This window comes from Pseudomonas sp. P9_35 (assembly GCF_034008205.1).
Taxonomy (GTDB): Bacteria; Pseudomonadota; Gammaproteobacteria; order Pseudomonadales; family Pseudomonadaceae; genus Aquipseudomonas; species Aquipseudomonas kilonensis.
Genome location: NZ_CP125373.1, coordinates 5,671,356 through 5,686,988 on the forward strand (window position 1 = coordinate 5,671,356; position 15,633 = coordinate 5,686,988).

Here is a 15,633-nt window from a genome sequence, read left to right on the forward strand (position 1 = left end):
AACCACGGGCGGGGCCCAGTAGACAGGCGATCTCCCAGTAATGTTTTTGCAAAATGTCACGGAACCCCTGGATCGTGCCTAAACTCCAAATTGCGCGGCTGGAACAATAACCGGCCCACTGGCTGCTATAGGGCCAGACCCTGTCCATCGGTATGCACATAAAGAGAACATAGCTATGAAACGGATTCTTCTCGGTACTCTCTTCACCGCTGTATCCATCAACGCCATGGCTCAGGCGCCGGGCGGCCCGGATTGCGGCTGGGGCAACATGCTGTTCGAAGGTCAGCGTGGCACTCCGGCACACTTCCTGGCATCCACTACCAACGGCACGTCCGGTAACGCTACCTTCGGCATGACATCCGGCACCAACGGTTGCTCGACCAACGCGGCACTGACCTACGGTGGCAAGTCCTGGCTGGCCATGAATGGCATGATGAACGAGCTGTCCGAAGACATGGCCAAGGGTCAGGGCGAAGCGCTGACCACCTATGCCGTGGTACTGGGCGTGGCGCCGGAAGACCGCGCACACTTCTCCGCTGTGACCCACGAGCACTTCCAGCAGATCTTCAGCAAGGCTGACGTGACCGCCGAAGACGTGCATACCAACACCCTGGCCGTGCTGAAAAGCGATCCTCGCCTGGCCAAGTACGCCACTCAAGCTTAAGCTCGACACCACTCGCTCCTCTCGGGGAGCGGGTTTTCTTTTTGGGGCCCCTTCGGTCTTTATTTTTCGCCTTTCCAAGTAGCCGACTATGCTCAAACGCCTTGCCTGGCTGGCGCTCTGCGTGTGCGCCCCGCTGTCCGCCGCGCCTCATGTCGACCCTCAACGTTTGCAGCAACTGGCCAATGACCGCTTCTGGATTTCCCTGGGCCACTACGAAACCGCCAAGCTTGGCGGTTGGCGCAGCTATATCAGCGACAAAAAATTCTTCCTCGCGCCCGATGGCAACGAACATCCCGAGCGTGAACTGAGCGCCACGCTAAAAGCCCTGTACGGCCCGGCCAGCGCCGGCCAGCAGCATGCCCAGTGCGTGTACCCGGCGCGAACGCGCTGGCTCAAGGCCCAGCTCAACCTGACGGATCTGCCGGCCGTTACCTGCAGCGACTTCAACCAATGGTTCAAGGACGTCTCGCCCCACAGCGCGGTGATGATCTTCCCCGCCGCGTACCTGAACAGCCCGTCCTCGATGTTCGGCCACACCCTGCTGCGCATCGACCAGGCCGATGTGCAAAGCGACAAGACCGCCCTGCTCAGCTATGCGATCAATTTCGGCGCCTACATCGAAGGCTCGGACAACAGCATCCTCTATGCCTGGAAGGGCCTGATGGGCGGCTATCCCGGCCTGTTCGCCCTGGTGCCGTACCAGGAAAAACTCTCCGAGTACCGTAGCCTGGAGAACCGCGACCTGTGGGAATATCGCCTGAACCTGAGCCAGGCGGAAACCGAGCGCATGGTCGAGCACGTCTGGGAACTCAAGCAGATTCAGTTCGACTATTTTTTCTTCGACGAAAACTGCTCCTATCGCCTGCTCGAATTGCTGCAAGTGGCTCGCCCCAGCCTGCGCCTGACCGAACAATTCCCGCTGACCGCGATTCCCACCGACACCGTCAAGGCAGTGAAAGAATCCGGCCTGGTGGAAAGCATCCAGTATCGACCGTCCCGTGAACGGGAACTGCTCAGCCGCGCCGAACCGCTCAGCGATGATGAACAGCAATGGGTACTGAAAGTCAGCGCCGACCAGCAGCAACTGCAAGCCCTCGGCTTCAAGGCGCTGCCGCGCGAACGCCAGGCGCTGATCATCGATGCGGCCTATCGCCTGGAGCGCTATCGCGCCAACGGCCAGGAACGTGATCCGCAGCGCTCCCAGCGCAGTTTCGAACTGTTGCGGGCGATCAACCAGAACCCCGCGCCGGAACTCGATATCCCGCAACCGGGCCTGCCCGAGGACGGTCATCAATCGCGCACCTGGCAGGCTGGCCTCGGCACGCGAGGCGACCGGGCGTTCGGCGAGTATGGCTTGCGCATGGCCTATCACGATCTCAACGACAACGCCGAGAGCTTCCCCTTGGGCGCGCAGATCGAAATCCTGCAATTGAAACTGCGCCAGTACGAAGGCAATGACTGGCAGGTGCAACAACTGGACCTGGCGACCATTCGCTCCCTGACCCCACGCAATGAGCTACTGCAACCGCTGTCCTGGCAGGTCACCGGCGGCCTGGAGCGGGTGCCGGGCAAACACGACGACGAAACCCTGGTCAGCCACGTCAACGGTGGCGCGGGTGGCACCTGGGCGCTGGGCGAAGAGGTGCTGGGTTTTGCCCTGGGCACGGTGCGGGTCGAGCACAACAATGACTTCGCCCAATTCATCGCCCCGGCTGCCGGTTTCAACAGCGGGGTACTGTGGAAAAACCCGCTGGGCAACCTGAGCCTGGAAGCCAAGGGTGATTATTTCGTCAACGGCGAAGTGCGTCGCAGCCTGAGCTTGAATCAACAATGGGAATTGTCCCGCAACCTCGGCCTGCGCCTGAGTGCACAGCGGGAATTCAGCCAGTTGGCCTCGCCGGAAAACGAAGTGATGCTTGAGGTGAAGTGGTACCACTACTGACCATGGCCTGCGCAACGAACGGATTAATCACCACGCTTTCACGCCTTACTGACGAATCCACTTCTAGACTTATCGTATGAGCGGGATTCGGCAGGAAAGCAGAAATGAAGCGCACGGCAGTGGTCCTGGGTATGTTGATGTTGCTCGGTGGCTGTGAAACCACCCACGAAGACCTGATCGCCCGGGGTTATCCGCCAGCGTTCGCCGACGGCTACGACGACGGTTGCAGCAGTGGCCGGCAAGCCGCCGGGGTGATCACCGGCCAATTCAGGAAAGACGTGCCGCGTTACCTCAAGGATCCGCGTTATGCCGAGGGCTGGAGCGATGGCTTCCGCCAGTGCCAGGCCATGCGCGAGAGCGAAGAGCGTAATGCCTATCGCGAGCGCCATTGGGACGAGCGTGAACGGGCCTGGCAGCAACAAAAAGACCAGGACGCCGCCCGGGCTTATCGCTCGCCATAAGTCGCGTACAGACATCCGTCGAAACCAAAACCCTGTGACCATGGCCCAAACTCCAATGCAGAGGAGCAAATGTCATGAGCCGCGCCTTCGTCAACGAAGATAATGCCGCTGCCCAGGCCGACCAGCCGGTCGAACGCCAGGTCAGCGCGCAACCCAACTACGTCACGCCCACCGGACTTGCCCAGCTACAGGCCCGGGTCGCCGAGTTGCAGGCGCTGCACACCCAGCAGGCGAGCCGAGGGGAGCTGGCGGACAAGCAGCGGATCGCCGACCTTGAACGGGATCTGCGCTATTTCACGCAGCGCCTGCAAAGCGCCCAGGTCGTTGCGCCGACTTCATCCGATCAAGTGCGGATCGGACACTGGGTGACCTTTGTCGATGAGCATGATCATGAGCAGCGGGTGCAATTGGTCGGGGAAGACCAGGCCGATGCGGCCAGTGGGCTGATCAACTGGGGCTCGCCGCTGGGACGGGCGCTACTAGGGGCGAAGGTTGGGGATGAGGTGACATGGGAGCGACCATTGGGAAATCTCGTTATCGAGGTCGTTGCGATAGATCTCCAGTGATACTACCGACCGGTTTAAACATGCCTGAAGCTTCTAACAAGGCCCGATATTACGCGGTGCTCGGGTAGCCCCATCAATTAAGCCTTACATACTGTGGGAGCGAGCTTGCTCGCGATGAGGGAGTGCCAGTCAACATTTCCACTGACTGTCACACCACTATCGCGAGCAAGCTCGCTCCCACAATGGATTTACATGCATAAAAAAACGGAGCCTTCGAAGGCTCCGTTTTTCATGCAACCGACCGAATCAGGCCAATTTCTTGTGCCGTACGCGATGCGGCTGGGCAGCAGCCTCGCCGAGGCGTTTCTTGCGATCGGCTTCGTACTCGGTGTAGTTGCCTTCGAAGAACACCGCTTGCGAGTCGTCTTCGTATGCCAGGATGTGGGTCGCCACGCGGTCGAGGAACCACCGATCGTGGGAGATCACAATGGCGGCGCCCGGGAAGTCCAGCAAGGCTTCTTCCAGGGAACGCAGGGTTTCGACGTCGAGGTCGTTGGACGGTTCGTCGAGCAGCAGGACGTTGCCGCCCTCCTTCAAGGTCAACGCCAGGTGCAAGCGACCGCGCTCACCACCGGACAAGTCCTTGACGAACTTCTGCTGGTCGCCGCCCTTGAAGTTGAAGCGGCCCACATAAGTGCGCGACGGGATTTCATAGTTGCCGATGCGGATCTGGTCGGAACCGTCGGAGATCTGCTGGAACACGGTCTTGCTGCCGTCCAGGTCTTCGCGGCTCTGATCGACGCAGGCCAGTTGCACGGTCTCACCGATTTCGATGCTGCCCGAATCCGGCGTTTCCTTGCCCATCAGCATGCGGAACAGCGTGGATTTACCCGCGCCGTTACCGCCGATCACACCGACGATGGCGCCTTTTGGCATGGAGAACGAGAGGTTGTCGATCAGCACGCGGTCGCCATAACCCTTGGTGACGTTCTTGAACTCGATGACCTTGTCACCCAGGCGCGGACCGGCCGGGATGTAGATCTCGTTGGTTTCGCTGCGCTTCTGGAATTCCTGGGATTGCATTTCCTCGAAGCGTTGCAGACGGGCCTTGGATTTGGACTGGCGGGCCTTGGCGCCTTTGCGCACCCACTCCAGTTCTTCCTTCATGGCTTTTTCATGGGCCGACTGCTGCTTGGATTCCTGGGCCAGACGATCGGACTTGGCTTCCAGCCAGCCCGAATAGTTGCCCTCGTACGGAATGCCTGCGCCGCGGTCGAGTTCCAGGATCCAGCCGGCGACGTTGTCCAGGAAGTAACGGTCGTGCGTGATCGCAACCACGGTGCCTGGGAAGTCGTGCAGGAAGTGTTCGAGCCAGGCGACGGAATCGGCGTCCAGGTGGTTGGTCGGTTCGTCGAGCAGCAGCATGTCCGGGGCCGACAGCAGCAGGCGGCACAGGGCCACGCGGCGCTTTTCACCACCAGACAGGTGTTCGACCTTCGCGTCCCAGGCCGGCAGGCGCAGCGCATCGGCGGCGACTTCCAGCTGGCGATCCAGGTTGTGGCCGTCGCTGGCCTGCAGGATCGCTTCGAGCTTGGCCTGTTCGGCGGCCAGCTTGTCGAAGTCGGCATCCGGATCGGCGTAGGCGGCATAGACCTCGTCGAGGCGCGCCTGGGCGTCCTTGATCACGCTGACCGCTTCCTCGACCACTTCACGGACGGTCTTGCTCGGGTCCAGCTGAGGTTCCTGGGGCAGGTAGCCGATGTTCAGGTCCGGCATCGGGCGGGCTTCGCCGTCGAATTCGTTATCGACGCCGGCCATGATTTTCAGCAGCGTGGATTTACCCGAACCGTTGAGGCCCAGTACGCCGATCTTGGCGCCGGGGAAGAAGGACAGTGAAATATTTTTCAGGATTTCCCGCTTCGGCGGAACAACTTTGCTCAGCCGATGCATGGTGAAGACGTATTGAGCCATGGTGAACCTAGCGTCAGTGACAGGTGAAAAGAACGAGCCAGGCCATGCGCGGCGCCGGCTCTTGACGGTCATCAATGCCTGCGCGCGGATAGAGCCTGGGAATCTGGAGCTGGAACGCTCTTGTTTGACCGGCAAAGCTACCTCAACCGTCGGTCAAGGTCCAGCCGCCAAGGGCTGGCACTTTGCCACAAGTCAAGGCATGCTAGCCGCCCTTCGGGCGTCCGGCTTATAGTGCACGTCGCGCCAGTCCAGCAAACTGCAGGATTACAGCTTGTCCAACGTCACTCCGCCCCTGTCCCCTCGCGCACCCGCTGTCGTGCCCGGCTCGCCCCTGCGCGGGACATTGAAGAGTGCGCTGGCCACACTGGTGTTGCTGTTGCTCGGCTTGCTGTTCTGGCAATTGCTCGACCAACTGCGCGAAACCCAACAGCAACAACGCCAATACACCATCGACTACACCGCCGATCTCGCCGCGCAGGTCAGCCTGAACATGGCCCTGAACGCGCAAATCGCCCTCAACCTGCTACCAATCGTCGAACAACCACAAACGACCGACGAACAGCAGGCACTGGTGCGCAAACTCCAGCAATCGCTGCCTGAACTGCGCAGCCTGGCCCTGCTGAGCCCCTCCGGCCGAGTACTCAGTGACAGCGACGCCGACAGCCCCGACGCCGATTACCTCGGCGAGCTGGTGCGGCGCAGCCGGGCCCAGGCCCATTATTTCAGCAATGCCGAAGACGGCTCCGTGGTGCATCTATTGTTGCATCAGGCCAGCGGCAGTAGCCGTGGCTACTGGGCCCTGCGCCTGAACCCGAATTTTTTCTCCACCCTGACCAAGCAGACCGATATGGGGCTGCGCCCGCTGTGGCTGGTGGAAAACCGTCTCAACCAGCAGATCATCAGCCGCGACGAAAACCTGCCCTCGAGCAGCCCTACCCATTTGTCCCCGGATGACCTGGAGAACACCGTACTGACCGTGCCCTTGAGCAGCAGCGACTGGCAACTGCGGGGGCTGTTCGACCGTCGCCAGGTGATCGAACAACTGCTGCCGGCCTTCATCGGCAAATGCCTGCTGGGCCTGGCGTTTTCGTTGTTGCCGGTGATTGCGCTCCTGAACATGCGCCGGCGTCAGCGGCAGTTGCATGAAGGTCGGCGGCGCTACCAGGATATTTTCGAAGGCACTGGCGTGGCCCTGTGCGTGCTTGACCTATCGGGGCTCAAGGCCTTTTTTGAGCGGGCCGGCCTGCACACGGGCGATCAATTGCGCGCCTGGACGAAAACCTCCCATCAACTCGAGCAATTGCGCCAGGAAGTCCACGTCACCGAAGTCAACCAGATGGCGTTGAAGCTGCTCAATGTCGATTCCTGCGACCAGGCCTGGCAACTGCTGGTCGGCAAAGGTGCGCAGGACAACAACCCCGTCGGCTCGAAGCTGCTCGAAGCGCTGCTCGATCAACACAAGCAACTGGAACTGGAAATCAAGCTCCAGGACGCCCATGGCCGCGACCAGTACCTGTGGCTGGTGCTGCGCCTGCCGGAAAAACAGCAAGACCATAACGCGGTCATCCTGAGCATCAGCGACATCACCAGCCGCAAGCTGATCGAGCTCTCGCTGCTCGAACGCGAGGGTTTCTGGTCCGACGTGGTGCGCACCGTGCCGGATCATCTCTATGTGCAGGACGTCATCAGCCAGCGGATGATCTTCAGCAACCACCACCTGGGCCAGACCCTGGGGTACGACCGCACCGAACTGCACCAGATGGGCGAGTACTTCTGGGAAATCCTGCTGCACAGCGACGATGCCGATCATTACCACAGCCTGCGCCAGGCACAACGGCGGGGCGGGTACACGCAATTGTTGCAATGCCAACTGCGCTTTCGCCATCGCAATGGCAAATGGCGCTGCTTCGACATCCGCGAACAGGCCCTGGCCCGGGACCGGGAAAACCAGGTGACACGAATCATCGGCGTAGCCAAGGACATCACCGAGCAGATCGAGGCCAGCGAATCGCTGCGTGACAGCGAGCAACGCTACCGGATGCTCGCCGAAAGCATCAGCGACGTGATTTTCTCCACCGACAACAAGCTTTCGCTCAACTACGTCAGCCCGTCGGTGCAAGCGGTGCTGGGCTACACCGCCGACTGGATCTTCCAGAACGGCTGGCAATCGATCATCGCCAACCCGCAACAACTGACCGGCATCTACAGCATGATGGACCGGGTCAGCAAAGCCCTCGACAAGCCCGACCAACTGGCCGAGCTGCGCAACCAGATGCAGACCCAGTTGTTCCTGTTCGACTGCCTGCGTGCCGACGGGCGCAAGATTCCCATCGAGCTTCGGCTGGTACTGGTGTGGGATGAACACGGCGCGTTCGAAGGCGTGCTCGGCGTCGGTCGCGACATCAGCCAGCAGCGTCGCGCCGAAAAAGACCTGCGCATGGCCGCTACGGTCTTCGAGCACTCGACCTCGGCGATCCTGATCACCGACCCGGCCGGCTACATTGTCCAGGCCAACGAAGCCTTCAGTCGCGTCAGCGGTTATGCCGTGTCGCAAGTGCTGGACCAGTTGCCCAACATGCTGACCGTGGACGAACAGCAGGAAGCCCACTTGCGCTACGTGCTCAAGCAGTTGCAACAGCACAGCACCTGGGAAGGCGAAGTCTGGCTCAAGCGCCGCAATGGCGAGCATTACCCGGCCTGGGTCGGCATTACGGCCGTGCTGGATGACGAAGGCGACCTGGCCAGCTATGTATGCTTCTTCAGCGACATCAGCGAGCGCAAGGCCAGCGAGCAGCGCATTCATCGCCTGGCCTATTACGATGCCCTGACTCACCTGCCCAACCGCACGCTGTTCCAGGATCGCCTGCACACCGCGCTGCAATCGGCCGAGCGGCAGAAGTCCTGGGTCGTGCTGATGTTCCTCGACCTGGACCGCTTCAAGCCGATCAACGACTCCCTCGGCCATGCCGCCGGCGACCGGATGCTCAAGGAAATGGCCACGCGCCTGCTCGGCTGCGTCGCCGACGACGACACCGTGGCACGCATGGGTGGCGATGAATTCACCCTGCTGCTGCAACCACGCGCCAGCCGCGAAATGGCGCTGAACCGGGCAATCAACGTAGCCGAGCAGATCCTCGCCAGCCTGGTCCGGCCATTCGTGCTCGAAGGCCGGGAGTTCTTCGTCACCGCCAGTATCGGTATCGCCCTGAGCCCCCAGGACGGCAACGAACTGAGCCAATTGATGAAAAATGCCGACACCGCCATGTATCACGCCAAGGAGCGTGGCAAGAACAACTTCCAGTTCTATCAAGCGGACATGAACGCCAGCGCCCTGGAGCGCCTGGAGCTGGAAAGCGACCTGCGCCACGCCCTGGAACAGAACGAGTTCGTGCTGTATTACCAGCCGCAGTTCAGCGGCGATGGCAAACGTTTGACTGGCGCCGAAGCCCTGCTGCGCTGGCGCCATCCACGACGCGGGTTGGTGCCGCCGGGGGATTTCATCCCGGTACTCGAAGAACTCGGCTTGGTGGTGGACGTCGGCGACTGGGTCATCACCGAGGCCTGTCGGCAGCTCAGAACGTGGCACCAGGCCAAGGTCCGGGTGCCGAAGGTCTCGGTCAACATTTCGGCCCGGCAGTTCTCCGACGGCCAGTTGGGCACGCGCATCGCCAATATCCTGCGCAGCACCGGCCTGCCGCCAGCCTGCCTGGAGCTGGAACTGACGGAAAGTATCCTGATGCGCGAAGTCAGCGAGGCGATGCAGATCCTGGCCGGGCTGAAAAACCTGGGCCTGAGCATCGCCGTCGATGATTTCGGCACCGGTTATTCGTCGCTCAACTACCTCAAGCAATTCCCCATCGACGTGCTGAAGATCGACCGCACCTTCGTCGACGGCCTGCCGTCCGGCGAGCAGGATGCACAGATCGCCCGGGCGATCATCGCCATGGCTCACAGCCTCAACCTGGCGGTGATCGCCGAGGGTGTCGAGACCCACGAGCAACTGGACTTCTTGCGCGAACACGGTTGCGACGAAGTCCAGGGCTACCTGTTCGGCCGGCCGATGCCGGCCACCCGGTTTGAAGCGCAGTTCAGCAATGATGCGTTGTTCATGCTCGACTGAGGCCCTTCAGCGCCTGTAGCGGCCTCATCGCGAGCGAGCTCGCTCCCACAGGTTATGTGTACGCAGGTCCAATGTAGGAGCGAGCTTGCTCGCGATGAGGCCCGCCAGGGCAACGCAGAATGGCGCGTGAAACCCATTCGTCCGCGACATGACGCCCTTTCATATGCCTTCCAAAACCGGTTGAGGTAGAATGCCCCCCTTTTCTGCCCCCGATCCTTGAGGACCGCCATGTTCAGCCGTGATTTGACTATTGCCAAGTACGACGCCGATCTCTTTGCCGCCATGGAGCAAGAAGCTCAGCGCCAGGAAGAGCACATTGAGCTGATCGCTTCGGAAAACTACACCAGCCCCGCGGTGATGGAAGCTCAAGGCTCGGTACTGACCAACAAGTACGCCGAAGGCTACCCAGGTAAGCGTTACTACGGTGGTTGCGAGTACGTCGACGTGGTCGAGCAACTGGCCATCGACCGCGCCAAGCAACTGTTCGGTGCCGATTACGCCAACGTCCAGCCGCACGCAGGCTCCCAAGCCAACTCCGCCGTGTACCTGGCGCTGCTGTCGGCCGGTGACACCATCCTGGGCATGAGCCTGGCCCACGGCGGTCACCTGACCCACGGCGCCAGCGTTTCCTCCTCCGGCAAGCTGTACAACGCCGTCCAGTACGGCATCGACGGCAACGGCCTGATCGACTACGACGAAGTCGAGCGCCTGGCCCTCGAGCACAAGCCGAAAATGATCGTGGCCGGTTTCTCCGCCTACTCCCAGGTCCTCGACTTCCCGCGCTTTCGCGAGATCGCCGACAAGGTCGGTGCCTACCTGTTCGTCGACATGGCCCACGTTGCCGGCCTGGTCGCCGCTGGCGTCTACCCGAACCCGGTGCCATTCGCCGACGTGGTCACCACCACCACCCACAAGACCCTGCGCGGTCCACGTGGCGGCCTGATCCTGGCGCGCGCCAATGCCGACATCGAGAAGAAGCTGAACTCCGCCGTCTTCCCAGGCGCCCAGGGTGGCCCACTGGAGCACGTGATCGCAGCCAAGGCGATCTGCTTCAAGGAAGCGCTGCAACCTGAGTTCAAGGCTTACCAGCAACAAGTGGTGAAGAATGCCAAGGCCATGGCCGGCGTGTTCATCGAGCGCGGCTTCGACGTGGTGTCCGGCGGTACTGAAAACCACCTGTTCCTGCTCTCGCTGATCAAGCAAGAGATCTCCGGTAAAGACGCCGACGCGGCGCTGGGCAAGGCGTTCATCACCGTCAACAAGAACTCGGTGCCAAACGACCCACGCTCTCCGTTCGTCACCTCGGGCCTGCGCTTCGGCACCCCGGCCGTGACCACTCGTGGCTTCAAGGAAGCCGAGTGCAAGGAACTGGCTGGCTGGATCTGCGACATCCTGGCGGACCTGAACAACGAAGCGGTCATCGACGCCGTGCGTGAGAAGGTCAAGGCCATCTGCAAGAAGCTGCCGGTCTACGGCGCTTAATCAGCCCGCCAGAGCGCAGTTGAACAAGGCCCGCATCGAAAGATGCGGGCCTTTTTTATTGCCTGCTCGGATGCACGCCGAAGACCAGGGTGTGCATAGCTGTTATTTCCTTACTGACTCGCTCAGGCAGCTGGCGACTTTTTTCCTGCCGAGAAAACGCTCAAGCACAGGGCTTTCACCCCAACTGGTAAGACCGGCCAAGCCAAATCATCACAATCGAGCTTGCATCCCCGCGAAAACAGCGCCTAGACTGCGCCTGCACTGGACAAACCGGTAAGACCAAAATAATGAAGTCCCGACGCCAGCCCTCCCCTGGCGAACAAGGACACCGAACCAGGAATCCCTCCCATGCTCAAATGGTGCTCGCGGTCGATCTTCCTTCAAGTTGTCCTCGGACTGGTGCTCGGCATCGTCTGCGGGCTTACCCTTCCAGAATATTCTGCACAGCTCAAACCCCTCGGCGACGGTTTTATCAAGCTGATCAAGATGCTCATCGGCCTGATCGTGTTCTGCGTGGTGGTCAGCGGCATCTCCGGCGCCGGCGATCTCAAGAAGGTCGGGCGCATCGGCCTCAAGTCGGTCATCTACTTCGAAATACTCACCTCCATTGCCCTGGTCATCGGCCTGGTCCTTGCTTTCAGCACAGGCATTGGCAGCGGCGCGAACATCCACCTGGAGCAGCTCTCCAGCGCTGATGTGAACGATATCGCCCAGCGCGGCCAGCACATGGTCACCACCACCCAGTTCCTGATGAACCTGATCCCGACCTCGGTGATCGGCGCGTTCGCGGAAAACAACATCCTGCAGGTGCTGCTGTTTGCCGTGCTGTTCGGCAGCGCGTTGAACCTTGTTGGTGACGCTGCTTCCGGCATTTCACGCCTGATCAACGAACTCAGCCACGTGATCTTCCGCATCATGGGCATGATCGTGCGCCTGGCCCCGATCGGCGTCTTCGGGGCCATTGCCTTCACCACCAGCAAATATGGCCTGGATTCGCTACAGCACCTGGGCAGCCTCGTCGGCCTGTTCTACCTGACCTGCAGCGCTTTTGTCGCGGTGATCCTGGGTGCGGTGATGCGCGTGTCGGGCCTGCCGATGCTGCCATTCCTCAAATACCTGCGCGAAGAGCTGCTGATCGTACTCGGCACCGCATCGTCCGATGCCGTGCTGCCACAGATCATGCGCAAGCTCGAACACCTGGGCATCGGCAGCTCTACCGTGGGCCTGGTCATTCCAACCGGCTACTCGTTCAACCTGGATGGTTTTTCGATCTACCTGACCCTGGCCATTGTCTTCATCGCCAACGCGACCGGCACGCCCCTGGCCATGAGCGATCTGTTGACCATCCTGCTGGTCTCGCTGATCACCTCCAAGGGTGCCCATGGGATTCCCGGCTCGGCGCTGGTGATCCTGGCAGCGACGCTGACGGCGATCCCGGCAATCCCGGTGGTCGGCCTGGTGCTGGTGTTGGCCGTGGACTGGTTCATGGGCATCGGTCGTGCCCTGACCAACCTGATTGGCAACTGCGTGGCCACCGTGGCGATTGCCCGCTGGGAAAAAGACATCGACATCCCTCGGGCGCGCAAGGTGCTGTCCGGCCAACAAGGCTATACCTTCCAACCCAGGAAACCGGTGGGCAGTGCCCATCACCAGCAATTCTGAAAGACGGCGATGCCGGCCCGCGAACCGGCATCGCCTGATCGATTTTCAAGGAGTCACATGTGATCAGTTCATCGACCGTCGTCAATTCCGTGGTGGAGAAACTCCGCGCCGCCCTCGCCCGGGGCCAGTGGCGCTCGGGCGACATGCTGCCCGGCCAGCGCGAGCTGGCCGAGCAACTGGGCATCAGCCGACCCAGCCTGCGTGAAGCGGTGATTGTGCTGGAGACCCTGGGCCTGGTGCGCTCGATGCCCGGCAAAGGCGTCGTGGTGCTGGAGGCCCATCTCAACGATGCTGCCGGTGAAGGCAGCGCCATGGCCGGCGCGAGCCTGGAAGACCTGCTGCAACTGCGCTACACCCTGGAACCGTTCATCGTCGGCCTGGTGGCCCAGTCCATCAGCAGCAAGGAGGTCGGCCAGTTGCGCCTGACCCTCATGGACATGCGCGAAGCCCTGGAAGCCAACGACAGCGATGCCTGCGCCAACGCCTACATCGCTTTCCATGAAGAATTGTTTGCCCTGACGTCCAACCCGATTTTCCAGAACGTGGTCCAGCAGACCAGTAACGCTCTCAAGCAGAGCGCCGATGTGTTGCGCAATTCGCCCGAGCACCTGGCCGAACGCCTGGAAGAGAACGAAGCCGTGGTCCGTGCCATCCGGGGCAAGAACAGCGCCCAGGCCAGCGCCGAAATGCGCCGGCATATTCTCCGGGAAGGCCAGCGCATGGGCATCGAATTGAACATTCCGGACGACAACCTCGGCACCTGAGCCATTGCCTGTGGAGACCGCCATGAACAACCTCATGCCCCATCAACCCCAGCACAACCACAACGTGCTGGCCACCCTGCCCCTGCCCGGCCGGATCGGCAAACCGTCGGTGGACGATATCTATCCGCAGATCTTCGACGCCATCCTCGAACAACGCATTGCCCCGGCCAGCCGCTTCACCGAGGAAAGCCTGGGGGATGTGTTCGGCGTCAGCCGCAGCGTCATTCGCCGCGTTCTGGCACGCCTGTCCCATCAGCAAGTGGTGATCCTGCGGCCCAACCACCGGCCACAGGTTGCCGCGCCAGACCTGGAGCAGACCCGGCAGATCCTCCACGCTCGCCGCCTGGCAGAGCAGACCCTGGTGCGCCTGGCCTGCAAGGCGCCGCAGCCCAAGGACCTGCAACAGCTGCGCGATCTGGTGGAGCGCGAGCGCCAATGCCTGGCTCGTGGCGAGCGTGGCCCGGCGATCCGCCTGTCCGGCGAGTTTCACCTGCAACTGGCCGCCATGGCCGGCAACGCGCCGTTAATGCAATTTCTCGGCAGCCTGGTGCCGTTGACCTCGTTGGCCCTGGCCCGACACGAGATCAAGTCTCGCAGGCACTGTGCCTGGCAGGAACACCTGGCAATCGTCGACGCCGTGGAAGGCCGCAACGTCAACGAAGCGGTGCGGCTGATGGACGAGCACCTGGACCATCTGGAGCAAAAACTGCTGCTGGCCGCAGGTACGGGTTCGTCAAAGTAGCGCGGCTTCGAAGCCGGCGCGGATCTTCTCTTCCGGCAGTTCGTCGGCGATGAATACGATCACGCTTTCCCGGGCCTCGCCGGGGGCCCATTCGGTGTCCCAATCGAAACCGTACAACTTGAGCACGCCCTGGAATACCAACCGACGGGGTTCGCCGGCGATGTTCAGCACGCCCTTGTAGCGCAGCAATTGCTTGCCGTGTTCTTCCAGCAACTGATTCATGAACTCGCTGAGCTTGTCGATATCCAGCGCCTTGTCGGTACGCAGCACCAGGCTGCTGATGCGATCGCCCGGGGTGGCCTTGCCGACCGGTCGCAGGCTGAACCCTGCGCCCAGGTCCGCATTGAGATTGAAGCCACGAATATCGAGCAGTTCGGCCAGGTCGATCTTGCCGTGTTCCACCACCCTGATGGGTGCCCGCCGGTTGATGCGCGTCAGGCGCTCGCCAAGGGCCTGGACCTGGGCCGTGTCCACCAGGTCGGTCTTGCTCAGGAGCAGGCGATCGGCAAACCCGACCTGGGCCTGGGCGATGGCCTGGGCCAGGTGGATCTCGGCATGAGCTGCGTCCACCAGCGTAAGAATGCCGTCGAGGATATAGCGCTCGCGCAGGTCCTCGTCGATGAAAAAAGTCTGCGCCACCGGGGCCGGGTCGGCCAGGCCGGTGCATTCGATCACCAGGCGATCGAAGGCAATCTCGCCGCTGTCCAGCCGCTCGAGCAACAGGTACAGGGCCTTGGTCAGGTCGGTGTGGATGGTGCAGCACACGCAACCGTTGGCCAGGGTCATGACTTGCACCGGCTCGTCGCCCAGCAGTTGGGTGTCGATGCCGGCATCGCTGAATTCGTTCTCGATCACGGCGATTTTCAGGCCGTGCTCGGCCTTGAGTAGATGGCGCAACAGCGTGGTCTTGCCGGCGCCGAGGAAGCCGCTGAGGATGGTGACCGGGATGGGAGAGGACAACATGATTCTCCTGTTTCGAAATTAAAGAAAAGCACAAACCAATGTGGGAGCGAGCCTGCTCGCGATAGCGGTAAGTCAGTCAACACCAATACTGCTGACCCGACGCTATCGCGAGCAAGCTCGCTCCCACAAGGGGATCGACCTCAGTTCAACAGCACTTGGGCCCACCCTTGCCGCCGTAACGGGCCTCCTGGCGTTCGCGAAAGAACGCCTCGTAGTCCATCAACGGTTTGTCCGGGTGCTTGGTTTGCATGTGCTCGACGTAGTTGTCGTAGTCGGGCATGCCGACCATCAGGCGGGCGGCCTGACCGAGGTATTTACCGAGGCGACTCAAGTCATTGAACATCGTTGCAATCCCC

Annotated in this window: 12 protein-coding genes; 9 read left to right on the plus strand and 3 right to left on the minus strand. The window is 61.4% G+C overall.

The window, feature by feature from the left end:
- The first annotated feature begins 175 nt into the window (after positions 1–175).
- The 4 genes from QMK47_RS25235 to QMK47_RS25250 all read left to right on the plus strand — a co-directional run bounded on the left by QMK47_RS25235 (position 176) and on the right by QMK47_RS25250 (position 3,633).
- Positions 176–664 (plus strand): DUF3015 domain-containing protein, encoded by a 489-nt coding sequence (locus tag QMK47_RS25235; protein ID WP_003185616.1) that lies wholly within the window; start codon positions 176–178, stop codon positions 662–664.
- Positions 665–752: 88 nt separating this feature from the next.
- Positions 753–2,606: a DUF4105 domain-containing protein gene (locus tag QMK47_RS25240; RefSeq protein ID WP_320389475.1), complete on the plus strand. Its 1,854-nt coding sequence runs from the start codon at positions 753–755 to the stop codon at positions 2,604–2,606.
- Between the two features lie 104 nt (positions 2,607–2,710).
- Complete coding sequence (locus tag QMK47_RS25245) at positions 2,711–3,067, plus strand: hypothetical protein (RefSeq protein ID WP_253469524.1); 357 nt, start codon at positions 2,711–2,713, stop codon at positions 3,065–3,067.
- 74 nt (positions 3,068–3,141) lie between these two features.
- Entirely contained in the window at positions 3,142–3,633 is a 492-nt protein-coding gene (locus tag QMK47_RS25250; protein WP_258689417.1) for a GreA/GreB family elongation factor, read from the plus strand.
- A gap of 246 nt (positions 3,634–3,879) precedes the next feature.
- Here QMK47_RS25250 and ettA read toward each other — a convergent pair whose 3' ends face one another.
- Positions 3,880–5,544 carry an energy-dependent translational throttle protein EttA gene (gene ettA / locus QMK47_RS25255; RefSeq protein WP_018601028.1) on the minus strand — a complete coding sequence of 555 codons (1,665 nt, stop codon included), beginning with the start codon at positions 5,542–5,544 and terminating at the stop codon, positions 3,880–3,882.
- Between the two features lie 271 nt (positions 5,545–5,815).
- Between ettA and QMK47_RS25260 the strand changes: the two genes are divergently transcribed.
- From QMK47_RS25260 to QMK47_RS25280, 5 genes are all read left to right on the plus strand, one after another.
- Complete coding sequence (locus tag QMK47_RS25260; RefSeq protein ID WP_253469530.1) at positions 5,816–9,664, plus strand: EAL domain-containing protein; 3,849 nt, start codon at positions 5,816–5,818, stop codon at positions 9,662–9,664.
- A gap of 228 nt (positions 9,665–9,892) precedes the next feature.
- Entirely contained in the window at positions 9,893–11,146 is a 1,254-nt protein-coding gene (gene glyA, locus QMK47_RS25265; protein ID WP_072347783.1) for a serine hydroxymethyltransferase, read from the plus strand.
- Between the two features lie 348 nt (positions 11,147–11,494).
- On the plus strand, positions 11,495–12,808 hold the full coding sequence (locus tag QMK47_RS25270; RefSeq protein WP_214512574.1) for a C4-dicarboxylate transporter DctA: 1,314 nt from the start codon (positions 11,495–11,497) through the stop codon (positions 12,806–12,808).
- Positions 12,809–12,867: 59 nt separating this feature from the next.
- Positions 12,868–13,572 carry a FadR/GntR family transcriptional regulator gene (locus QMK47_RS25275; RefSeq protein WP_014340296.1) on the plus strand — a complete coding sequence of 235 codons (705 nt, stop codon included), beginning with the start codon at positions 12,868–12,870 and terminating at the stop codon, positions 13,570–13,572.
- Between the two features lie 22 nt (positions 13,573–13,594).
- Positions 13,595–14,314, plus strand: coding sequence for a GntR family transcriptional regulator (locus tag QMK47_RS25280; RefSeq protein ID WP_413817752.1), 720 nt, complete (start codon positions 13,595–13,597; stop codon positions 14,312–14,314).
- Here QMK47_RS25280 and yjiA read toward each other — a convergent pair.
- Positions 14,306–15,274, minus strand: coding sequence for a GTPase (gene yjiA, locus QMK47_RS25285; protein ID WP_258691275.1), 969 nt, complete (start codon positions 15,272–15,274; stop codon positions 14,306–14,308). The two genes, QMK47_RS25280 and yjiA, sit on opposite strands and share 9 nt — an antisense overlap.
- 148 nt (positions 15,275–15,422) lie before the next feature.
- Complete coding sequence (locus tag QMK47_RS25290; RefSeq protein ID WP_003201656.1) at positions 15,423–15,620, minus strand: YbdD/YjiX family protein; 198 nt, start codon at positions 15,618–15,620, stop codon at positions 15,423–15,425.
- Between the last annotated feature and the right edge of the window lie 13 nt (positions 15,621–15,633).